Source organism: Parafrankia discariae, assembly GCF_000373365.1.
GTDB classification, from domain to species: domain Bacteria; phylum Actinomycetota; class Actinomycetes; order Frankiales; family Frankiaceae; genus Parafrankia; species Parafrankia discariae.
In genome coordinates this window covers 64,672-86,529 of the sequence record NZ_KB891181.1, presented here as the reverse complement: position 1 = coordinate 86,529, position 21,858 = coordinate 64,672, and the positions used below count along the sequence as shown (strand labels likewise).

General features: G+C 73.0%; 16 protein-coding genes. 7 read left to right on the top strand and 9 right to left on the bottom strand.

Features of this window, described 5'->3' with window-relative positions; all coding sequences use genetic code 11:
* Nucleotides 1–99 precede the first annotated feature (99 nt).
* The 3 genes from B056_RS0110025 to B056_RS0110015 all read right to left on the bottom strand — a co-directional run bounded on the left by B056_RS0110025 (nt 100) and on the right by B056_RS0110015 (nt 4,782).
* Nucleotides 100–1,716 (bottom strand): DHA2 family efflux MFS transporter permease subunit, encoded by a 1,617-nt coding sequence (locus B056_RS0110025; protein ID WP_018501731.1) that lies wholly within the window; start codon nt 1,714–1,716, stop codon nt 100–102.
* Nucleotides 1,717–1,893: 177 nt separating this feature from the next.
* On the bottom strand, nt 1,894–3,099 hold the full coding sequence (locus B056_RS0110020; protein ID WP_026239524.1) for an ABC transporter substrate-binding protein: 1,206 nt from the start codon (nt 3,097–3,099) through the stop codon (nt 1,894–1,896).
* A 264-nt stretch (nt 3,100–3,363) separates the two neighbouring features.
* Entirely contained in the window at nt 3,364–4,782 is a 1,419-nt protein-coding gene (locus B056_RS0110015) for a carboxylesterase/lipase family protein (protein ID WP_026239523.1), read from the bottom strand.
* 280 nt (nt 4,783–5,062) lie between these two features.
* On the opposite strand from B056_RS0110015, the gene B056_RS0110010 reads away from it, so the two are divergent.
* From B056_RS0110010 to B056_RS0110000, 3 genes are all read left to right on the top strand, one after another.
* The gene (locus B056_RS0110010) at nt 5,063–6,661 is read left to right on the top strand and encodes an MFS transporter (RefSeq protein WP_018501728.1); all 1,599 of its coding nucleotides are present in this window, start codon (nt 5,063–5,065) and stop codon (nt 6,659–6,661) included.
* Nucleotides 6,662–6,859: 198 nt separating this feature from the next.
* Entirely contained in the window at nt 6,860–8,128 is a 1,269-nt protein-coding gene (locus B056_RS0110005) for a CoA transferase (protein WP_018501727.1), read from the top strand.
* Nucleotides 8,125–9,189 (top strand): MaoC family dehydratase, encoded by a 1,065-nt coding sequence (locus B056_RS0110000; protein WP_018501726.1) that lies wholly within the window; start codon nt 8,125–8,127, stop codon nt 9,187–9,189. The genes B056_RS0110005 and B056_RS0110000 overlap by 4 nt, the downstream gene beginning before the upstream one ends.
* A gap of 26 nt (nt 9,190–9,215) precedes the next feature.
* Here B056_RS0110000 and B056_RS0109995 read toward each other — a convergent pair whose 3' ends face one another.
* Both B056_RS0109995 and B056_RS35980 read right to left on the bottom strand, forming a co-directional pair.
* Nucleotides 9,216–10,373, bottom strand: coding sequence for a hypothetical protein (locus tag B056_RS0109995; RefSeq protein ID WP_026239522.1), 1,158 nt, complete (start codon nt 10,371–10,373; stop codon nt 9,216–9,218).
* The gene (locus tag B056_RS35980) at nt 10,370–10,903 is read right to left on the bottom strand and encodes a SigE family RNA polymerase sigma factor (protein ID WP_018501725.1); all 534 of its coding nucleotides are present in this window, start codon (nt 10,901–10,903) and stop codon (nt 10,370–10,372) included. The genes B056_RS0109995 and B056_RS35980 overlap by 4 nt, the downstream gene beginning before the upstream one ends.
* Before the next feature lie 315 nt (nt 10,904–11,218).
* Between B056_RS35980 and B056_RS0109985 the strand changes: the two genes are divergently transcribed.
* Nucleotides 11,219–11,884, top strand: a complete 666-nt coding sequence (locus B056_RS0109985) for a cutinase family protein (protein WP_018501724.1) — start codon at nt 11,219–11,221, stop codon at nt 11,882–11,884.
* Between the two features lie 183 nt (nt 11,885–12,067).
* On the opposite strand, the gene B056_RS0109980 is transcribed toward B056_RS0109985, so the two are convergent.
* The 3 genes from B056_RS0109980 to B056_RS45350 all read right to left on the bottom strand — a co-directional run bounded on the left by B056_RS0109980 (nt 12,068) and on the right by B056_RS45350 (nt 14,617).
* Complete coding sequence (locus tag B056_RS0109980; protein ID WP_018501723.1) at nt 12,068–12,901, bottom strand: SDR family NAD(P)-dependent oxidoreductase; 834 nt, start codon at nt 12,899–12,901, stop codon at nt 12,068–12,070.
* Nucleotides 12,902–12,980: 79 nt separating this feature from the next.
* Nucleotides 12,981–14,171: a thiolase family protein gene (locus B056_RS0109975; protein ID WP_018501722.1), complete on the bottom strand. Its 1,191-nt coding sequence runs from the start codon at nt 14,169–14,171 to the stop codon at nt 12,981–12,983.
* Nucleotides 14,168–14,617: a Zn-ribbon domain-containing OB-fold protein gene (locus B056_RS45350; protein ID WP_018501721.1), complete on the bottom strand. Its 450-nt coding sequence runs from the start codon at nt 14,615–14,617 to the stop codon at nt 14,168–14,170. Before B056_RS45350 ends, B056_RS0109975 begins: the two co-directional genes overlap by 4 nt.
* 288 nt (nt 14,618–14,905) lie before the next feature.
* Here B056_RS45350 and B056_RS0109965 point away from each other — a divergent pair, with 288 nt between their 5' ends.
* The 3 genes from B056_RS0109965 (at nt 14,906) to B056_RS0109955 (ending at nt 19,670) form a co-directional block, all read left to right on the top strand.
* Nucleotides 14,906–15,934 carry an LLM class flavin-dependent oxidoreductase gene (locus B056_RS0109965; RefSeq protein WP_018501720.1) on the top strand — a complete coding sequence of 343 codons (1,029 nt, stop codon included), beginning with the start codon at nt 14,906–14,908 and terminating at the stop codon, nt 15,932–15,934.
* Nucleotides 15,931–18,285 carry a CaiB/BaiF CoA-transferase family protein gene (locus B056_RS0109960; RefSeq protein WP_018501719.1) on the top strand — a complete coding sequence of 785 codons (2,355 nt, stop codon included), beginning with the start codon at nt 15,931–15,933 and terminating at the stop codon, nt 18,283–18,285. The genes B056_RS0109965 and B056_RS0109960 overlap by 4 nt, the downstream gene beginning before the upstream one ends.
* A gap of 185 nt (nt 18,286–18,470) precedes the next feature.
* Nucleotides 18,471–19,670: an amidohydrolase family protein gene (locus B056_RS0109955; protein ID WP_018501718.1), complete on the top strand. Its 1,200-nt coding sequence runs from the start codon at nt 18,471–18,473 to the stop codon at nt 19,668–19,670.
* Between the two features lie 446 nt (nt 19,671–20,116).
* On the opposite strand, the gene B056_RS0109950 is transcribed toward B056_RS0109955, so the two are convergent.
* Nucleotides 20,117–21,787 carry an N-acyl-D-amino-acid deacylase family protein gene (locus B056_RS0109950; protein ID WP_018501717.1) on the bottom strand — a complete coding sequence of 557 codons (1,671 nt, stop codon included), beginning with the start codon at nt 21,785–21,787 and terminating at the stop codon, nt 20,117–20,119.
* Between the last annotated feature and the right edge of the window lie 71 nt (nt 21,788–21,858).

Genomic DNA, 21,858 nt, shown 5'->3' with positions numbered 1-21,858 from the left:
CGGCACCGGCACCGGCACCGGCCGACACTTATCCGGAGCATCCGGCGCGTTATCCGGGCGGGTGCGCCCCGGTGGGCCCGCCCGGCCTGATCATCGAGTTCACCCCCTAAACGGTGATCCGTTCGACCTTCGAGCGAGGCCGGCTACTTCGCCACCCGGGGCTACAACGTCCGGGTCTCCGGCGGCGCCGCCGACGTCCTCACGCCCAACACGAGCCCGGTCGACGTGACCGTCAGCACCGGCCCGGGAACCTCCACGCTGGTCATCCCGACCGTGCCCGAGCAGGGCGGACCCGGCGGGCGGGCGCATGGTCGGGGCAGCGTCGGCGTCCCGCACCCGCAGCGCGGCGAGCAGCCCGAGCGCGGCCAGCGCCGCGGCGACGGCGAACGCCCACCTGAAGGAGCCGGTGTCCCCGACGACCGACCCGCCGCCGGATCCCGTGGCGGCGGGTCGGGCCAGGCTGAGCGCGGTGGAGACCAACGCGACGCCGATCGCGGAGGCGAGCTGGCGCTGCGCGTTGAACAGCGCGGAGGCCTGGGCCGTCGACGCGGCGGAGATGGTGGCGAAGGCCGCGGTCTGGGCCGGCATCATCACGAAGCCGATGCCGACGCCGACGCCGAACAGCAGCCCGCGCAACGGCCAGAGGGATCCGGCCGAGTCGAGGAAGCCGAGGGAGAGCATCGCGGCGGCCGCGAGGACCAGGCCGCCGGCCATCAGCCGGCGCGGCCCGACCCGCGGGTAGAGGCGCCCGCCGATCTGGGTGGCGGTCAGCACGCCCAGGGCCTCGGGGAAGACGACCAGCCCGGAGGTGGTCGCGCTGGCGCCCCGCACCGTCTGCATGAGCTGCGGGACGAGGAACAGCACGCCCATGAAGGCCATGAACGCGATGGACAGGGTGAGGCTGACGGTGCGGAACAGGTCGTTGCCGAGTACCCGCAGGGCGAGCAGCGGCTGGGCGCGGCGCAGCTCCCACCACACGGTGGCCCCGGTCGCCAGGAGCCCGATCCCGGCGGTCGCCAGGGTCCCGGCCGACAGCCAGCCGTGCTCCGGCCCGACGGAGAGCGCGTAGAGGACGAGGGCGAAGCCACTCGCCGAGAGCAGGAAGCCCAGCGCGTCGAAGCGGCCGGCACCCGGCACCCGGGAACCCGCCAGGAACACCAGGCCGAAGACGAACGCGGCGATCCCGATCGGCACGTTGACCAGGAACACCCAGTGCCAGGACGCCTGGTCGGTCAGTACTCCGCCGAGGATCGGGCCGGCGGCCGGCGCGACGACGGTGGGCACGATGAGGATCCGGGCCGCCCGGGCCCGCTCCGCCGGGGGGTAGACCCGGTAGAGCATCGCCATCCCCACCGGGGTGAGCAGGCCGCCGCCCACTCCCTGGAGCACCCGGAAGATCACCAGGGTGGTGACGCTCCCGGCGAGCCCGCACAGGGCGGAGGCCGCCGTGAACACGCCGAGCGCGGCGAGGAACACCGGCCGGCTGCCGAACCTGTCCGCGAGCCAGCCCGACGCCGGGATGGAGACGGCCAGGCTGACCAGGTAGGCGATCACGACCTCGTCGATCGACCCGGAGCTCACGCCCAGATCGGCGGCGATGGAGGGGAGCGCCACGTTGACGATCGTGGTGTCCATGATCGTGATGAACATCGTCGCGACGAACAGCGTGGCGACGACGGCGCGCTGGCTCGGGCGGCGGTCGTGGGGGACGTCCATGCCGACTCCTTCCGTCCCGCCGCGGCCGAGGTGCGACAGGGCGCCGGCGTCGGACGTTCACGGGCCGGCGTCACCCGGCCCTCATAGTGAGGCAACCTCACTATGAGGGCCGGATGGAAGGGTCGTCAACCGAGGCGGCGGGTGGGGCCGCTCACCACCACCCGCCGCCCGGGGGGCTCAGGTCCCCTGGCCGTTGGCGCAGAGCCGCTCGCGCACCACCCGGAACGCGTCACCGGCCGGATTGACCTGGACGAACGCGGCGCACTGGAGCGGGGTGGTCGGGTTGGTGCGCAGGTTGGTCGGCTCGATGAGGCCGCCGGCGTCGTAGTCGGTCACATTGCGCAGCGCGTTCATGAAGCCCTCGCGGGTCGGGCAGTCGCCGGCCAGCTCAAGGCCACGCACGAACATGTCCGCGTAGATGTAGCCGTACATGGCGAACTTCTCTTCGGGCTGGACGGCCTGCGGCGCGAAACGGGCCATCGCGGCACGGTAACGGTCGATGGCCGGCCCGCCCGCCTCGAACGGGCGGAAATAGACCGGAAAGGAGACCCCGCTCAGTGCCGGCCCTGCCGAGGCGAGCACGCCGCGGTCGTACCCGCTGGTCGAGACGGTCGAGGTGAGAGCCAGGTTCGCCTGGCGGGTGGCCTGCACGATGGCGGCCAGGTCGTCCACGGTGGTGAAGCCCATGAGCGCGTTCGCGCCGCTGTCGGCGATCTGCTGGGCCACCCTCGCCGGGCTGTCGGCGCTGGCCGCGAAGGGAATCAACGGGGCCACCTGCAGGCCGATGGACTCGAACGCGCTGCGGTACCGCGCGGCGAGATCCACCGTGAACGTCGCCCCCCCGGTGCTCACCATGGCGACCTTCGTCCCACCGTTGGCCAGGAAGTACCGGCCGATCGTCTCCGGCGCCGCGTCGTACACGTTCGCGAAGACATTCGGGTACTTGGCGTAGGAGGGCTGAGTGAGACCGATGTACGGGACTCCCTCCTTGGCCAGGGCGTCGAGGGAGCCGCCGCTGGAGGAGGTCACTCCCACCAGGCCGAAGGTGGAGCTGCTGAGCGCCTGGGTCACCCGCACGTTCGTGGACGGGGAGGCCGCGTCGTCCCGCCAGTCGTAGATGATGTGGCGGCCCTTGACCCCGCCCTCCTCGTTGACCAGCCCGATCCTGGCGTCAACTCCCAGCCGGGCCGACGAGAGCGCCTCGCTGCCCGTGCCCGTGTCGGAGAAGACGAAGCCGAACTTCACCTGGTCGGCCGTGACTCCGGGGCTGTCGCAGGGGCCGTTCGCCCCCGCGCCGGCCCCGGACGTGGAACAGGCGGTCAACGCGGCCGCGACGATCACGACCGCCAGACCTAAAGGTCCCGCCACTCCACTTTTGCGCATTCAGATCATCCTTAGGGTCCGTCGACGGAAGCGCGGGCGAAGCCGCGAGCCCCGGTGAACAAAGCCCCCCGTGACCCAGTGATGCGAGCCCCCGTACACATAGATCATTTAATTTGGTTTAAGGGATAGTAGCGACCGCCCCCCAGGACGCCGCACAAGCCCCCGACCCGCACAGACCTTGTTACTGACGTGCAGCGGACGAATTCGCAGGGCAGCGAGGACCGGCGCCGAAGCCGCCACGAAATTGTACAAATCGGCTACCGGTCAGCGGCCGGGGCGCGCCAAGGCGGCCTGCTCCCAGATCTGGCGGGACACCGCCTGCGGATCGGCCGCGAGGCGGGACGGCACGTCCCAGATACGGGTGATCGCCTTGCCGGCCCGGTAGACAGGCCAACCCGGGTCGCCGTTCGCCGCGAACGAGATCCAGGCCGAGCGCATCTGCTCCGACAGGTCGACGACCCCGGCCGGGACGGGATTGCCCAGCAGCATCGACGACATCGTCCCGACGAAGTTGCCGAACGTGAGCGGGTTGTCGATGCCGTGGCAGGCGCCGAGCGCGCCGCCGAAGGCCGGGCTCTGCCAGGCGAACTCGTAGCAGAAGGCGCGGCCGGGATGGTTGGCGACACACCACAGCGACGGCATCCGGAACACCGCGTCGGACAGGATCAGCGCGTGCAGGTCGGCGTCGGACAGCTCCGGGTGGGCCGCCCGGTAGGCACCGACCGCCGACGGCGGCAGCCCGACGGTGGCCGCGGTCGCCGCCGGGTCGACACCCGCGTCGTTGGCGCCGAGGACGAACAACCGGTACTCGTCGCGGGTGGACCCGGCCACGAGGTCGACCTCGCCACGCAGCCTGCGCCACGGCAGGTCGGGGACGAGCTCCCCGCCCAGGACCGGCGCGTACGGAGTGATCCGGCCCTCCTCACCCTGGACGGCGTGGATCGCCTCGGGGCCCACGGCGGCCAGGTCGCCGGCGGTGGCGCGCACCCCGAGGGCCGCGGCGATGCGCTCCGAGGTGGCCCGGGCGCGCTCCTGGGTGAGGAAGTCACCGGCGACGCTCTGGGCGATCGCGCGGCCGAACAGTCCCCGCCCCTCGTCCGCCGCCACCAGCACGGCCACCGAGGTGCCGCCCGCGGACTGGCCCATGATCGTCACATTGCCCGGGTCGCCGCCGAACTGCGCGATGTTGTCCTGCACCCAGCGCAGCGCGGCCAGCTGGTCGAGCAGGCCGCGGTTGAGCGGCGCGTCGGGCAGCCAGCCGAAGCCCTCGAAGCCGACCCGGTAGTTCACGGACACCACGACCACTCCCCCGCGGGCGAGCGTCGCGCCGTCGTACTCGGGCTGACTGGCCGAACCGATCATGAAGGCGTCGCCGTAGAACCACACCAGGACCGGCAGACCGCGACCGGTGGGATCGGGCGTCCAGACGTTCACGCTCAGGCAGTCGGTGCCGTCGCCGGGATGCCACAGCGACTCGGCGCCTCCCATCCAGGAGGTCTGCGGCGGGCTGGGGCTGAACCTGGTGGCATCCAGGACCCCCGTCCACCGCCCGGCTAAGCGGGGGGCGTCGAAGCGGGCCGGGCCGTCCAGCGGGGCCGCGTAGGGGATCCCGCTGAATACCGCGATGCCGTCGACATGGTCGCCTTGGACGTGACCGGCCGCCAGGCGCCTAACAAGGTTCATGTGAAGACCCCCAGGACGTAGCAGGTGCTCCCGGGAGACCGCTGTTCCACCCGGGACATCGAAGTCTCGCGCGTGACCTGCACTTTTGCGCTCATTGCCCGGGTGTCAGACCAATCGTCGAGAAAACAAATCGGGCAAAAACCGCTAAAAGTTCAGCAGTCGACGGAGGCGACAGCGTCTCCGTGCGAGGTGTGACCAAGAACCCACCGGTCGTACACGGACATCCCGCCGATGTGCGTGATACATATAGTTGTACTGTACAGCTAGTCTTGGGGTGCACATGGTCGCCAGCGGAGTCCCGAACGGAGCGAGCCCGAGCCACGGCCCGGGCACCGGAACCGGGACGGGCGCGCCGTCGCACGTCAGCGCCAGCGCCGTCGTCGCCGTCCTGGCCGCGGTCGGCGTCGTGGTCTCGCTCATGCAGACGCTGATGGTGCCGCTGATCCCGGTACTGCCGAAGCTCCTGCACACCAACGCGGGCGACGCCTCCTGGGCCATCACGGCGACCCTGCTCACCGGGGCCGTCGCGAACCCGGTCTTCGGCCGGCTCGGCGACCTGTTCGGCAAGCGGCGCATGCTGCTGCTCTCCGGCTACATCCTCGTGGCCGGCTGCCTCGTCTGCGCCCTGAGCGACTCCCTGGTGCCGATCGTGGCCGGCCGGGCCCTGCAGGGCCTCGGGCTGGCGATCATCCCGCTGGGCATCAGCATCATGCGTGACCTGCTCCCGTCGAAGCGGCTGATCCCGGCCATGGCCCTGATGAGTTCGTCGCTCGGCATCGGCGGCGCGCTGGGCCTGCCGATCGCGGCGATCGTCGCGCAGAACTTCGACTGGCACGTGCTCTTCTGGGGCTCGGCCATCGCCACCCTGATCCTCGTGGGGCTGGTGACGATCGTGGTTCCCGAGTCCCCCGTCCGGGGCTCCGGCAGCTTCGACCTGCCCGGCGCGGTGGCCCTCTCCGCGGGCCTCGTCGCGCTGCTGCTCGCCGTGTCGAAGGGGAGCACCTGGGGCTGGGGCAGCGGCACCACCCTGGGGCTGCTCGGGGGCGCGGTCGCCGTCCTGCTGGCCTGGGGCCGCTGGGAGACCCACACGAAGGCCCCACTGGTCGACCTGCGCACCTCGACCCGGCGCCCGGTGCTCCTGACGAACCTGTCCTCCACCGTGCTGGGCTTCGCGATGTACGCGATGTCGCTGATCTGCCCGCAGATCATGCAGCTGCCGAAGGCCACCGGGCACGGCCTCGGCCAGTCACTGCTCGCCACCGGCCTGTGGATGGCGCCGGCCGGGCTGATGATGATGGTCGTCTCGCCCTTCGCCGGACGCCTGATCACGGCCCGCGGGCCGAAGACCGCCCTGCTCTCCGGCACGGCCGTGATGACCGTCGGCTACGTCGCCGCGCTCGGGCTGATGGGCAGCCCCGCGGGCGTCATGGTCATCGCCTGCTCGATCAGCGCCGGCGTGGGCCTCGCCTACGCGGCGATGCCGACCCTGATCATGGCCTCGGTACCCGCCTCCGAGGGCGCCGCCGCCAACGGCCTGAACACCCTGATGCGCTCCATCGGGACGTCGACGTCCAGCGCCGTGATCGGCGTCGTGCTGGCGAACCTGACCGTCTCCTTCGGGGCGGCGCAGGTCCCGTCGCTGACCGGCCTGCGGGTGGGCTTCCTGATCGGCGCCGGCGCGGCGCTGGCGGCCTTCCTGGTGGCTCTCGCCATCCCGGCCCGCAAGGCGCCGGCACCCACCGTCGTCGTTCCCGACCAGCGCGACCCGCGCGCCCGATCGACCGACGCCATCGAGGCCGCCGAGGCCGGGGGAGTCACCGTGCCCGCTGGTGGGCCCGGCATCGACAGACCCGCCACCCTCACCATCCACGATCATTAAGGCACGCAAAGTCGCGATCGAGCCGTCAGTCGCGTTTCGGTGACCTCGGCATCCCGGTGTGCTTATGCTCTGAGCTGAATATTGATTAACGGCTAGCTATGGCGGTGGCTGCATGTACGCGGAGTCCGGCCCGGGCTGGGCAGGGGAACGCTTCGACCGCGGGCGCCGTCTCGCCCCGGGGCTCGGGCGGGCGGCGGCATGACCCGTCGGCCGCTCGCGGGACTGCAGATCGTGGAGTGCGCGAGCTTCGTCGCCGGCCCGACCGGCGGGATGACGCTCGCGCAGCTCGGGGCCGACGTGATCCGGGTCGACCCGATCGGCGGCGGCAGCGACTACCAGCGCTGGCCGGTGGCCCCGACCGGCGAGAGCTACTACTGGACGTCCCTCAACAAGGGAAAACGGTCCGTCGCGGTCGACCTGCGTTCCGGGGCGGGCAAGGAGCTGGTCGCCGCGCTGATCACCGCGCCGGGACCGGATCGCGGCGTCCTCGTCGACAACGTCGTCGGGCGGCGCTGGATGTCCTACGACACCCTGGCCACCCGCCGGCCCGATCTGATCCACCTCCGCGTCCAGGGCTATCCGGACGGGCGGCCCGCCGTCGACTACACGGTCAACGCCGAGGTCGGCCTGCCGGGCATCACCGGCCGGGAGGAGGGCGGCGCCCCGGTCAACCACGTGCTGCCGGCCTGGGACTTCATCACCGGGCTGACCGTGTCGACGGCGGTTCTCGCCGCGTTGCGCGACCGCGACCGCACCGGGGCCGGCGCGTTCGTCGAGCTGGCGCTGTCCGACGTCGCGCTCAGCGGCGTGGCGAACCTCGGCTGGCTGTCGGAGGCCGCCGCCCGCGGCACCGAGCGGCCCAGGCACGGCAACCACGTGTACGGCAGTTTCGGCGTCGACTTCACCTGCAGCGACGGCAACCGGGTGATGGTGGTGGCGCTCACCGAGGGCCAGTGGGCCGCGCTGTGCTCGGTGACCAAGACCGGCGAGGTGTTCGCCGCCCTGGAGACGGCGCTGGACGCCGACCTGGCCCACGAGGCCGACCGGTACCGGCTGCGGGAGACCATCGCCGCGGTGCTGCGTCCCTGGTTCGCCGCCCGGGACTACCAGCAGGTCAGCAACGAGCTCGACGCCGCCCGCGTGCTGTGGGGCCGCTACCGGGGCATGTCGGACGTCGTCGCCGCGCACGCCGCGAACCCGATCCCGCTGCTCGCGGAGGTCCGGCTGCCGGCGCACGAGCCGTCCTCGGGAATTGTCACGGGGATCACGGCGCGTTCACCGATGCGCTGGGACGGCGAGTACGGCGCGCCCGGCGAGGCGCCGCGCCTGGGCCAGGACACCGCGCCCGTCCTGGGCGAGATACTCGGCCTGACGGACGCCGAGATCGGCCGGCTGATCGACACCGGCGTGATCGCGCCCCCGGCCGGGGCGAGTGGGACGACGGGACGGGCGGGGCGGGCGGGATGACGATCGGATCGGTCGCCGAGGGGCCGTACTTCGACGAGCTGGCCGTCGGGCAGCGGTTCCGCTCCGCGCCGGGGGTCACGCTGACCGCCGGCCTCGCGGACGTCCACCGCTCGATCGTCGGCGGCCGGCTCGCGCTGGCCCTCGACACGGCCCTGTGCGCCGAGGTGACCGGAGCCGCGGCGCTCGCCCCGCCGAACGTCGTCTGGGACGTCGCCATCGGGCAGTCCACGGTGGTCACCCATCACGTGAAGGCCAACCTGTTCTACCGCGGGCTGGTCTTCCGCCGGGCGCCCGAGATCGGGGACACCCTGCGGACGTCCACCGAGGTCGTGGCGCTGCGGCAGAACAGCGTGCGGGCCGGGCGCCGGCCGACCGGGCTGGCGGTGCTGCGCATCACCACCGTCGACCAGCTCGACCGGCCCGTCCTGGACTTCTGGCGGTGCGCGATGCTCCCGCTGCGCGACCCCGAGCGGGCCACCGGGCACCGCGACGACATCGACGCCATCGGGACGACCGGCGCCGGTCCCGGCCCGGCGGGGCTCGGGGCCGTCGTCGAGGGCTGGGACCTCGGGCGTTTCGCGGCCGCGACCGAGGGGGCGGGCTTCGCCGATCTCAAGGTCGGGCAGAGCTGGCGGGTCGGCGGCGGCGACGTCGTGTCCAGCGCGCCCGAGCTGGCCCGGCTCACCCTGAACATCGCCCAGGTGCACCACGACGTCCAGGCCGGCGGCGGGCGGCGGCTGGTCTACGGCGGCCACACCATCGGCCTCGCGTTCGCCCAGGTCACGCGGGCGCTGCCACGGCTGGTCACCGTCACCGGCTGGCACGGCTGTGACCATGTCGGGCCGGTGTACGAGGGCGACACCCTGCGCGGCGACGTCACGGTGGAGGACCTCACCCCGCTCGCCACGGGTGGCGGCCTGGTCAGCCTGCGCTCGCGGGTCCGCGCCGACGGCGGCTCCGGCGGCAGCGGCCCCGGCGACAACCGACCCGGCGACGGCGGCCCCTCCCGGGAACCCGACCGGGACGTCCTCGACTGGCGCTTCGTCGCGGTCCTGCCCTGACCGACGCGCCGGCCGCTCCGGCCCGGTCATGAGGGCCCGCCGGGCGCGGCGCCGGCTGCCCCGATCGGGCAGACGGTCAGGATGATCGTGCAGGTGCCGCGAGAGAGCTTCCAGCCGTCCGCCGTGTGGATGAACCAGGCGGCCGTGGAGTACGAGCGGGGTCCGTCCGGCCGCCCGGCGATCGACAGCGGGACGGCCGGGTCGGTGAAGGTCAGCGTGAAAGTGGCCACGGCGTGCTCCGGTTCCGGCAGCGCCACGTCGTGCACGGTCACCCGCAGGGTGCTGGCCAGCCCGGGAAAACGCGCGAGGTAGCGCAGCCTGTCCTCGGCGAGCGCCGATCCGCCCTCGACCGCCCCGAGCGCCCGGTCCGCGGGCCCGCTCGTGGCGAAGGCCCGTGTGACGGTCTCGCGGACGGCCCGCTCGGTGTCCGGATCGAGCGTCGGCCGGACCCCCACGTCCAGTCCTTCGGCGACGCGGCGCAGTTCGTCCTCCGTCGTCGGGGTGCCACCGCCGACCTCGAGGAGCGGCCCGCCCTGTTCGGCCCAGACGAGGGCGAGCTCCTGTTCGGGGTCCATCCGGGTGAACAGGGCCGGCCGGCCCCGAACAGTCGTGCGGGTGAAGGTCCGCCGCGGCTGCGCGCCGCGCATCCTGGATTCGACGGTGTCGAGGCTCGGTGCCGGCCCCCAGGTGACCGTCACGTCGACGAACGCCCGCGGACTTCCGGACGTGGAGAAGTAGTCGGCGCGGTAGGCGATCGTGTCGGGGATGAGGTCGCTGCTGCCGGCGCCGAACGACGGGTCCTCGGCGAGGACCATCCCGGCGGGTAGCCAGGTGACGCTGACGCCGCCGACCTCTCGGTCGTGCCCCAGCCCGCTACCCGGCCCGGCCGGGCCCGTCGGCGCCGCTGTCGGGCTGGACGTCGTCGGGGCGGACGGCGGGCCGGCGGTCGGCGCCGGGCGGGCCGGCCTGACCTCGACGGTGTCGGAGTCCGACCGGGCCAGGCCCAGACCCGTGGGGATGGCGACCGCGAGCACCGCCACCGCCGCGGCGAGCGCGGCCCGCCGCCTGCGCCGGCGCAGGCGGAACCGCTCGCGCACCAGGCGGGTGGTGTCCGGGCGGGCCGTGACCTCGGCCGTCACGGCCCGCAGGGCCGCTCGTAGCTCCCGTTCGACGTCGATGGTCACGGGGTCCTCCTTTCCGCCGGCTGGACGTCGTCGAGGTGCGCGCCGGCCCGCAGCCGGGCGAGGCCGCGTGAGGCCTGGCTCTTGACCGAGCCGACGCTGCAGCCGAGCATGGCCGCTACCTCCGCCTCGGGCAGGTCGTCGAGGTAGCGCAGGACCAGCACCGCGCGCTGCCGGACCGGCAGGGTCATCAGGGCTTGGACGAGCTCGTCGCGCACCGACAGCCGGTCGGCGTGGTCCGGCAGGTTGGCCTGGTCCGGCAGGCCGATCTCGATGTCCGGGCCCCACGGCACCTCACGGATCCGGAACCGGCGCCACCGGCTGGCCGCCGCGTTGACCAGCGCCCGGCGCACGTACGCCTCCGGGTACCCGGCGGACACCCGCGGCCAGTGCCGGTAGGTGCGCTCCAGCGCCCCCTGGACCAGGTCCTCCGCCGCTCCCCGGTCGCCGACGAGCAGCACGGCGCAGCGCACCAGTCGATCACTCGTGCGTGCGACGAACTCCTCGAACGCCCGTTCCTCGCGTTCCAGCACCCGATACGTCCCTTCCGTGCTCCTGCCCTCCTTCAACGCCGCCGCCCGCCGTCAGGTTGAGCGCGACCCGAAGAAGCCCTGCGGCGCAAGGAGCCCGCGGCGGGGACGGGAGACACGGAGCAGCGGCCCCGCGGGCGCGGGCGGTGTCCCTGCGTGGCGCTCCGGTGGCACTTTCGGGTGAACCCGATCGGGTACCCATTGCTCACGGGCAGAACGGACGATAGCGTCCAAATCGCACTAAAGCTTCACAAGGGGAGGGGGTGGGACACCAGACCAGCCGTACTGCGCTGGTCGTTAACGCGAGGAGATTCGCGCATGAGTTCTGTCGGTTCCTGGAAGCGCCGCGTCCTGGCGCTCGCCGTCGCCGCGACGGCCTGCACCGTCGGCGGTGGCATCGTGGCGGGGCCCGCGCAGGCGGCCACCTGCTCCGACGTGGAAGTCGTGTTCGCCCGGGGCAGCGGTGAGCTGCCCGGCCTGGGCATCACCGGCAGCCCGTTCGTCAACGCCGTGAAACAGAATCTGCCCGGTAAGACGGTCGCCTCGTACGCCGTGAACTACGCCGCGGACTACGCGCAGACGTCGGCCGGCCCCGGGGCCACCGACATGACCCGGCACGTGAAGGCCACCGCGGCCGCCTGCCCGAACACGAAGTTCGTGCTGGGCGGCTACTCGCAGGGCGCCAGCGTCACCGACATCTCGATCGGGATCCCGACGTTCCTCGGCATCGGCGAGACCATTCCGACCGACCTCGCCCCGCGGGTCGCGGCGGTGGTCGTCTTCGGCAACCCGCTGGCGCTTACCGCCGGAAAGATCACCACGTCGAGTCCGCTCTACGGCCCGAAGGCCAAGGAGTACTGCAACCTCGGCGACCCCGTGTGCGCCTCGGGGTTCAACTTCTTCGCGCACATCACGTACGGCTTTGACGGCGGCGCCGCCGACGGCGGGAAGTTCGCCGCGACGAAGGTCCTCGCGCTGAAGTAGTCCGCACGCTGAAGTAGTGCCCGTGCCGAGGTGGTCCGTGCTGAAGTAGCCCGCACGCTGAAGTAGTGCCCGTGCCGAGGTGGTCCGTGCTGAAGTAGCCCGCACGCCGAGGCCGCGGTGAAAGCGGCCCGCCGGGACGAACGACGTCGTTCGTCCCGGCGGGCGGTCCGCCCCGCCCCGCCGCTACTCGGGGATGGCGCGCAGGTACTGCGCCATCGACAGCGGCGTGATGCTGAGAACCCCGGAGTCCACCGGCATGGTGATCCCGGTGATCCAGCGCGCCTCGTCGGAGGCGAGGAAGGCCACCGCCCAGCCGACGTCCCAGCCGGTGCCCGGGGTGCCGAGCAGGCCGGCCTCGTTGCGCAGTCTCGTGCGGAACCCGGCCCGTGGGTCCTGCCCGGAGACGGAGTTCACCATCGGGGTGGTGATGTGCCCGGGCGCGATCGCGTTGACCCGGATCCCCTGCCGGCCGTGCGAGTAGGCCATGTCGACGGTCATGGCGAGCATCGCGCCCTTGGCCGCCGAGTAGGCGATCGTGCCGTCGCCGCGCAGCGCGGAGATCGACGAGATGTTGACGATCGAGCCGGAGCCCTGCGCGGCCATCACCGGCACGGTGTACTTGGACGCCAGGAAGACCGTGCGCAGGTTCACGTCGAGGGCACGGTCCCAGGCCTCCTCGGAGAGGTCCACGACGGTGCCCAGCGAGGCCAGCCCGATGTTGTTGACGAGGATGTCGACGGTGCCGAAGTTCTCGACGGCCGCCGCGACCATCGCCTCGCACTGGTCCGCCCGGGTGACGTCGGCGGCGAACACCTTCGCCTTGCCGCCCTCGTCCTCGATCATCTTCAGGGTCAGTTCGGCGCGCTCGGGACGCAGGTCGACGAGCAGCACGCTCGCGCCCTCCCGGGCGAGCATCACGGCGCTGGCCTTCCCGGTGCCCATCCCGTCGCCCGGTGTCGAGCCGGCACCGGTGACGATGGCGACCTTTCCCTCGACCCGTCCGCTGTTCCTCGGCATTCGACGTCCCCTTCTCTCCCGCGGCCCTCACGGCCGCGTTCACCCAGGCCCAGGCCCGAACCCGGACCTGTGGCCGCGGTCAGCCGCGCCAGCGCGTCAGGAGAGCCGCGCCCGCCTCGATCCCGCCCACGTTGGTCACCGCGGCGACCTCCGCGCCGACCACCTGCCGCGCACCGGCCTCGCCACGGAGCTGGCGGATCGCCTCGGCGGTATGCCCGAAGGAGGCGTGCAGCCGCCCGCCGGACAGCTGCCCGCCCCAGGTGTTGAGCGGCAGGTCGCCGCCGAGCGCGATCCGCTTGCCACCCTCGACGAACGCGCCGGCCTCGCCGACGCCGCAGAACCCCATCGCCTCCAGCCACCAGACGGCCTCGATGGTGAAGCCGTCGTAGAGCTGGGCGACGTCGACGTCCGCCGGCCGCAGGCTGGTCCGGTTCCACAGGGCCGCCGCGGTGGCGTGGCCGACCCGGCCCATGTCCGCCCACTGCTCCCACGAGGGACGTCCGTCCACGACCCCGGCCATCGCCTCGACGGCGACCGGTGCCCGCAGGTCGGGGGCGGTCTCCGCCGCCGAGACGACGATCGCGGTGGCCCCGTCGACGGGAACGTCGCAGTCGTACAGGCAGATCGGCGTGGAGATCATGCGTGACGCCAGGTAGTCGTCGACGGTCAGCGGGTCGCGGTAGACGGCGTCCGGGTTGAGGGCGGCGTGCGCGCGCTGGGTCACCGGGATCCAGGCGAGCTGCTCGCGGGTGACGCCGTACTCGTGCATGTACCGGGTGGCGTAGGGGGCCACCTGGCACACCGGGGAGAGCGCGCCGACCGGCAGCAGCCAGGCCAGCGGACCCTCGGCCGCCGGGTGGATCGACCCGTAGGCGGGGCGGCCGCCGGCGTTGCGCGCGGCGCTGCCCTCCTTCACCGTCCGCCAGATGACCACGTGGCGGGCCTGGCCGGTCGCGACCGCCTGTGCCGGGCCGTAGAAGGGCAGGCTCATGCCCTCGACCTGGCCCTGCCGCCAGGTGGTGGTGAGGCGCAGCGCGTCCTGGATCTCGTACAGGTTGCCGTTGGCGTAGCCGGGCAGGTTGGCTTTGCCACCGCCGGGGAACATGGCCAGGCCGTCGATGTCGTCGACCCGCAGCCCGGCGTCCTCGATCGCCGCGTGGACGGCGTCGAGGGTCAGCTGGAAGCCGGAGCGGTCGAGACGCCGCCCGACGGCCGACTGGCCGACGCCGGAGAGCACGACCCGCCGCTCGAAGTGCTCGGTGCCCGTCACGCGCCCGCCCCGGCGCCGGCCTCAGGCGTGCGGTCGACGGCGGCGGAGCCGGGACCGGCGATGGCGCTGGGCACGGCGACGAAGCTGGGGACGGCGAAGCCGCCGGGCCCCGGCTCGAAGCCGACCTCGACCTCCAGGCCGATCGCCGCGGCCTGCGGGGGGCAGCCGCGCAGCCGGCCGGCCACCCGCACACCCGGATGGCCCGGGAACTCGACGAGGACGATCGCGTAGGGCACCTCCAGCCCGGGCAGCCAGCGCTGGTGGTTCACCGTGAAGCTGTAGACCCGGCCCCGCTCGGTGATCTCGACGAACTCCACCGGACGGCTCCGGCACACCCGGCAGGCACCGTACGGCGGGAAGGAGTCGGCCCCGCAGGCCGGGCAGTGCTCGACGAGCAGCCGGCCCTCCCGGGCCGCCGCCCAGAACGGTTCGGTCTCCTCGGTCACGGCCGGGGGTATACCTACGGTCGCGGTCAAGCTTCTCCCCCTCGCGCGGCTGACCTGCACCGCCTTCTCTTCGCGGCTTTCTCTTCGCGGCTTCCTGTCGCGGCTTCCTGTCGCGGCTTCCCTTCGCGACGAAGAGAAGTGTACGCTCACTCCGCTATTCTGCCACGCAGGCCCGGACCCGCGCGCGGGCACGCGTACAGCCGCCGAGTCCGCTCCCCGACCCGGACGACCCGGACGGCCCGGCCGCGCCGTCCGGCCGGCCGGCCGGCACCCGTTAAGGAGCCCTGGTTGCCAGGCAATCGCATCGTCTTTGGAGCCGCCGCCCTCCCCGAGCCGGACCGGGCGTGGCTCGCCGCCGCGGAACGCCTCCCGATCGAGTCCGTCTGGCAGGGCGGCCACATCCTCCCCCGGACGGGCACCGGAGAGGTGATCACCCGGCTCGCGCTGATGACCGCCTGGACGGAACGGGTCCGCGTCGGCACCTCGATCCTGCTCGCCCCGCTCTACCCCCCGGTGATCATCGCCAAGCAGCTCGCCGACCTGGACGTCCACAGCGGCGGACGGATCTCGGTCGGGGTCGGCGTCGGCGGCGAGTTCCCCCAGGAGTTCGACGCCGTCGGGGTGCCCGTCGCCGAGCGCGGGGCGCGCACCGACGAGACCCTGGACCTCCTCCGAGCACTGTGGGCCGGCGGCCCGGTGACCCACCACGGGAAGTTCTTCCACCTCGACGACGCGGAGCTGGTCCCGGTCGAGCTGCGCGGGGCGGACCGGCCGCCCCGGCGCCCCGGCGGCCCGCCGCTGCTGATCTCCGGCCGCAAGGGGCCCGCCATGCGCCGCGCCGCCCGCGTCGGCGACGGCTGGCTGCCCTACCTGATGTCACCGGACGCCTATGCCCGCACGGTCGGCACCGTCCGGGAGCACGCCGCCGCGGCCGGCCGTGACCTGGAGAAGGCCGATTTCGAGTGGATGATGTACCTCTACTGCTCGATCCGCCCGGACGGCGACCGCGCCCGTGACGACGTCGCGTCGTTCCTCGGCGGCGCCTACGGGAACAAGCCCGGCGGGATGCTCGAACGGGTCGCCCCCGCCGGCACGCCCGACGAGGTCGCCGCCCGCTTCCAGCAGTACGTGGACGCGGGGGTCCGCCACTTCGTCATCTCGCCGGCGGCGCACGAGAACACCCTCGAAGTGGTCCGACTCGCGGCCGAGGAGGTACTGCCCCGCCTCACCCTGCCGGCCGGCGACGTGGCCGGCGAGGTGACCGCCGGCGTGGCGGGCCGGGCGGCCGACGGAGCGGCTGACGGGGTGGCGCCGTGAGCGCCGCCCCCACCGGACGTCCCTGCGCGGGCCTGACGGTCGTCGAGGTCGCGGTCGGCACCAGCGATCTCGGCCTCGGCCTGGCGGGCGGCGTGCCCGGCATGCTCCTCGCCGACCTGGGCGCGCGGGTCGTCCGGGTCGTCGGGACGACGACGCCGGCGATCGACGAGCACGTGGCCTGGGGCGAGGTCTGGCACCGCGACAAGGAACTGGTCGTCACCGACGACGCCGCCCAGGTCCGGGACCTGCTCGCCGGCGCCGACGTCGCGTTCGTCTACGGGCCCGAGGCGCTCGTCGAGCGGCGCGGCCTGGGCCACCTCGACCTCCGGGCGGCCAACCCGGGCCTGGTGTACGTCCGCTGCCGGCCCAGTCGGACGTCCAAGGGCCGCGGGGAGGACTTCGGGCTGCTGGTGGAGGCGCGGGCCGGGTTCTGCACCCAGCTCGTCGGGCACCGGCCGGGCCCGGTCTTCGTCGACGCGCAGGCGGCCGGCAGCGGCACGGCCTTCCTGCTCACGACGTCCGCGCTCGCGCTGCTGCGCCGCCGGGTCGGGACGGGCACCGGCGGCTGGGCCGAGACGTCGCTCTACGACGGGCTGCTGTCCACCCTCGGGTGCATGATCGGGCGCTCCGAGCGCGCCGCCACCGAGATCGAGTCGTACTGGGAGAAGGGCTCGACCTTCCCGAACTTCCTGTACCGCTGCGCCGACGGCGAGCTGCTGCAGGTCTGGTTCGGCGGCAAGGGGATGTACGCCCGCCTCATCGACGTCCTCGGCGACACCCCCAGCGACGAGGGCTACTACGCCGACCAGATGACCGGGGCGCTCAACGAGCGTGCCCGCCGCTGGCGCTCGCCGTTCGCGCTGCGCCCGCGCGAGGACTGGCTGAACCGGCTGCGCGCGGCGGGCATCGCCTGCGAGCCGGTGCTGCGCCCCGGCGACGCGCTGACCGACCCGCACCTGGCCGAGGTCGGCCTGGCCGTGACCCGCGCGGAATCCGGCCACCGGGACGTCGTGGTCGGCTCGCCGATCTCCGTGCGCCCCGTGCGCCCCGCACTCGCGGACGGCGACCCGGCGGCGGCCGGCACAGGAACCGCGGCCGGCGCGTCCGGGCGTCTCCTGCGGGGGGTTCGCGTCCTGGACTTCTCCGCGTTCGTGGCCGGGCCGCTGGGTGCCCAGATCCTCGCCGACCTGGGCGCGGAGGTGGTCAAGGTCGAGCCGCCCGAGGGCGAGGCCATGCGGGCCGCCGCCTACGCGGTGGCCGCCTGCCAGCGCGGCAAGCGCAGCCTGGCGATGGACCTGAGGGCTCCCGAGGCCCGGCCCGTCGTGGAACGGCTGATCCGGTGGGCCGACGTCGTCGTGCACAACTTCCGGGTCGGCGTGGCCGAACGGCTCGGCATCGACGCGGAGACCGTCGCCCGGCTCAACCCACGGGCCGTGTACTGCCACGCCAGCGCCTTCGGCCCGACCGGGCCGCGGGCGAGGTACCCCGGCAACGACGCCCTGATGCAGGCGCTGACCGGCCTGGAGCAGGCCGTCGGCGGCACCGGCAACGACCCGGTCGCCCCCACCTGGATCCCGCTGGACGTCAGCGGCGGCTGGGTGGCCGCGACCGGGATCCTGGCCGGCCTGTACGCCCGGGAGTCGACCGGGTGCGGGCAGCGGGTGGCGACGAGCCTGCTGGGCGCCGGGATGCTGCTGCAGAGTGGGGTGTTCCAGCGCGACGGCGAGCGGGTCCCGACCCCGGCGCTCGACTCCACCCAGACCGGGTACGGCCCGGGCTACCGGATCTACGCCGGCGGCGACGACCACTGGTTCGCGCTCGTCCTGCCCGACCGGGACGCCTGGGCCCGCCTGCGCGAGCTGACGGCGGCCGACGGCCTGCCGGAGTCCTACGCGCCGCTGCGCGGGGGCGTGGACGACGCGCCGGCCCGCCGGGCCGAGACGGTCCTGGCGGGCGTGTTCGCCGCCGCGCCGGCCGCCGAGTGGGTGGCCCGCCTGCGTGGGGCCGGCCTGCTCGCCGACCTCGTCGAGCCGCTCGACCGAGACGGCTTCCGCCGCGCGGTGCTGGACGACCCGGTCAACCGCCAGCTCGGGCGGGTCGCCTCGTACGAGGTCGCCGACTGGGGTTGGTTCGAGCAGATCGGGATCCTGCCACGGTACGGCCCGGCCGGCCCCGGCCCCGGCACCGACCCGGACCCGGACGCCGGTGCCGGCACCGGCGCGGGACCGGGACCGGGCGGGCTGATGCTTCCGGGCGTCGGTGAGCACAGCGTCGCCGTGCTCACCGACCTCGGCTTCCCCCCGGCGGAGATCGACGCCCTCCTGGCCGCCAAGGCCGTCCGCCAGACCTGATCCTCGCAAGAGGGAAAAAGTGTATGCTCACTTACCAGACTGACGCCGCGAGAATCAGCCTCGTGGCCTACCCGGCGCCGAAGCTGACCGCACCTCACAGCCGGCCAGCGCACCGCGCGCGAGTCCCGGCACTTCAACCGGCGCGGCGGGTGTTCCCTGAATCGTTCTCCCGGAGGTGGCACGCGGTGGACTACCAGCTGATCGATGCCGATGGCCACTACTACGAACCCGACGACTGCTTCTCCCGGCATATCGAAGCCGCCTTCCGGGATCGCACCGTCCGGGTGGAACGCGGGGCCGACGGCCTCGGCCGGGTCCATCTCGGCGACCGCCGCACCTTCATGAGCGTGATGCCCGGGGATTACGCGTCCGCCCCCGGCGCGCTGCAGGGCCTGTTCGTCGGCGAGGTGGCGGACGGCTTCACCCACCGCGAGGTCCTGAACGCGAAGGACCACCCCGCGTTCATCGAACGTCCCGCGCGGCTGGACCTGATGGACGACCAGGGCGTCGAGGCGACCATCATGCTGCCCACCCTGGGTGTGGCCGTCGAGCAGGACATGGCCGACGACGTCGAGCTGACCTACGCCAGCCTGCGCGCGTTCAACCGGTGGCTCGAGGAGGACTGGGGCTACGCGGAGCAGGACCGGATCTTCGCCGTTCCGATGCTCTCCCTGCTCGACCTCGACCACGCGGTGGCCGAGCTGAGGCGGGTGCTCGACGCCGGCGCGCGGCTGGTGCACCTGCGCCCCGGGCCGGTGGGCGGGCGCTCCCCCGCCCACCCGGACTTCGACCGGTTCTGGGCGACGGCCGCCGAGGCCGGGGTCGGCGTCGTCTTCCACGTCTCCAACAGCGGCTACAACGCGGTGTACGGCCAGCTCTGGTCCGAGGACGCGGGCAACCCCTCGCACCTGCAGTCGCCGTTGCAGTGGGCGCTGTGCAACACCGAGCGGCCGATCGTCGACACGCTCACCGCGCTCACCCTGCACAATCTGTTCGGCCGACACCCCGACATCAAGATCATATCGATCGAGAACGGCAGCAGCTGGGTGCGGCCGCTGCTCAAGACCGTCGACAAGGCCGCCGCGCTCGGCCGGCGCGGCCCGATGATCGGCGGCACGCTCACGGCGAAGCCCAGCGAGATGCTCGCCGAGCACCTGTGGGTCTGCCCGTTCCCCGAGGACGACGTGCACGACCTCCTCAGCGTGCTCGGCCCGGACCAGGTCCTCTTCGGCTCGGACTACCCGCACCCCGAGGGACTCCGCCAGCCCCAGGACTACGTCAGGCGCCTCGACGCCTGCGACCCGCTCACCCGGCGCAAGGTGCTGCGCGGCAACACCGCCGACCTGCTCCGCATCCCCGACAAGGCGTCCGCGACGTCCGCGTAGGAAGTCGGCGGGGCTGTCAGCGCGGGACTGTCAGCCTGGGACTGTCAGCCTGGGGCCGCCAATGCGGGGCCGCCGGCGCGGGGCTGTCGGCGTAGGCCGGTTGACGTAATAGGCCGGTTGACGTAATAGGCCGGTCAGCGCGAGACGGTCGGTGCCGCACCGGCCGGCCTCCTCGCCATTTCATTTCTCTCTCGCCTTTTCGGATCAGATTCGACCGAGATCGAACCCGGAAAGGGCGAGGAGGATACGAAAAGGCGAGTAGCCGTCGCCACTTCCGGGGCATCTCCGGCGGGAGACCATCGAAGCGAGTTGCCGCAGCCACCCCATGCGCCGCTCACACAACTCACTTCGGCGTGAACCCGTCACTTCGACGTGGACCCGTGAACGGTGAACCCCACGCGGGCACGGACCTGCGGTGTAGGTGTGGGTGGGGGGTGCGTGGTGGTTCAGGGCTGGGATGTGGGCTGGGCGGCGCCACGGGCACGGAGCAGGCGGCCTGGGGCGGCGCCGGGGATGTCCTTGCCGTACGAGCGGGTGGCCACGCCGTTGACCCACACGTGCTCGATGCCGGTGCTGCGCACCACCAGACGGTCGGCGCCGCCGGGCTGGTCGTACACCCGCTCGACCGGGGTGGTGCCCACCGTCGCCGGGTCGAAGGCGACCAGGTCGGCGTGGAAGCCCTCCCTGACCAGCCCGCGGCCGTCCACCCGGAAGGCCTGGTGGGGATGGCCGGTGAGGCGCCAGACCGCGTCCTCCAGCGAGATCGCGCCGCGCTCGCGCACCCAGTGCCCGAGCAGGTGGGTGGAGTAGCAGGCGTCGCAGAGCTGGTTGGCGTGGGCGCCGGCGTCGGAGAGCCCGAGCAGGGTGCGCTTGTCCGCCAGCAGCTGGGCGATCTCGGCGTCACCGTCGTTCTCCAGCACCACCCGGAACCGGGTGGGGACGCTGTCCGAGAGCGCGAGGTCGAGCAGAAGATCGAAGGGAGTGGTGCCCCGCTCCCGCGCCAGCCGGTCCAGCGGGATGCCGACGACATCGTGGTGCGCGCCGGTCTCCTCGACGTCGATCTTGGACCAGCGGTGGCTCCACGCGCTCAGCGTCACGTCGCGGGCCCGGTCCCGCCAGGAGGCGTCCCGGTAGAGGTCGGCCCGCTCCTCGCGCGGCCGGGCCAGCGCCTCCTTCCACTCGTCGATCTCGGCGAGCGGCACCGGGTCGTCCATCGTGATCTGCATGACGATGGGGCGGCAGGCGATCTGCGGGTAGACCTCGCCGGGCAGCGCCCCGCCCCGCTGGACGGTGCGCAGCGCCGCGCCCGGCTTGTCCGCGCGGGCGACCAGCGCCGTCCACGTCACCGGGACGCCGAAGCGGGTGGCCAGCTCGGAGAACTGGTCGATGAACAGGCCCGGCCCGATCGAGACCTGGACGACGCCGCGCCCGAGCTCGCCGAGCACCGAGACCAGCGAGTAGACCTCGTCGACCTCGGCGAAACGGCTCGGCACGGGACGGCCGTAGGCGCCCTGGTGGGCGGGCTGACGGGAGGTGGAGAAGCCGATGGCGCCGGCGTCGAGGGCCTCGCGGACGATCTCGCGCATCCGCTCCAGCTCGGCGGGTGTCGCCGGGCGCTCCGCACCCCCGACCACGAACGCGCGTAGCGGCGAGTGGCCGATGAAGGCGCCGACGTTGAGGCGCTTGGGCCGCTGGTCGAGGGCGGCGAGGTACTCCGGGAAGGTCTCGAAGGACCAGGAGATGCCGGCGTCGAGCGCGTCGAGCGACATTCCCTCGACGTTCTCCAGGATGCGCATGACGGTGTCACGGTGCTCGGGCCTGGTCGGCGCCACCCCGAAGCCACAGTTGCCCATGATCACGCTGGTCACGCCGTGCCAGCTCGACGGTGTGAGGTCGCCGTCCCAGAGGATCTGGGCGTCGTAGTGGGTGTGCACGTCGATGAAGCCGGGCGCGAGGGTGAGCCCGTCGAGGTCGACGACCTCGCAGTCGGGCGTCGGGATGAGCTCACCGGGGGCGCCGACGGCGACCACGCGGCCACCGCTGACGGCGACCTCCGCGGCGCGGGCCGGAGCACCCGTCCCGTCGATCAACGAGGCGTGGCGCAGCAGCAGATCCATCGAAACTCCGATCGGTCGCCCGCGGCAATGACAGTTCTCAGAAGATAGCAAATACTCGCTCACTTATCGAC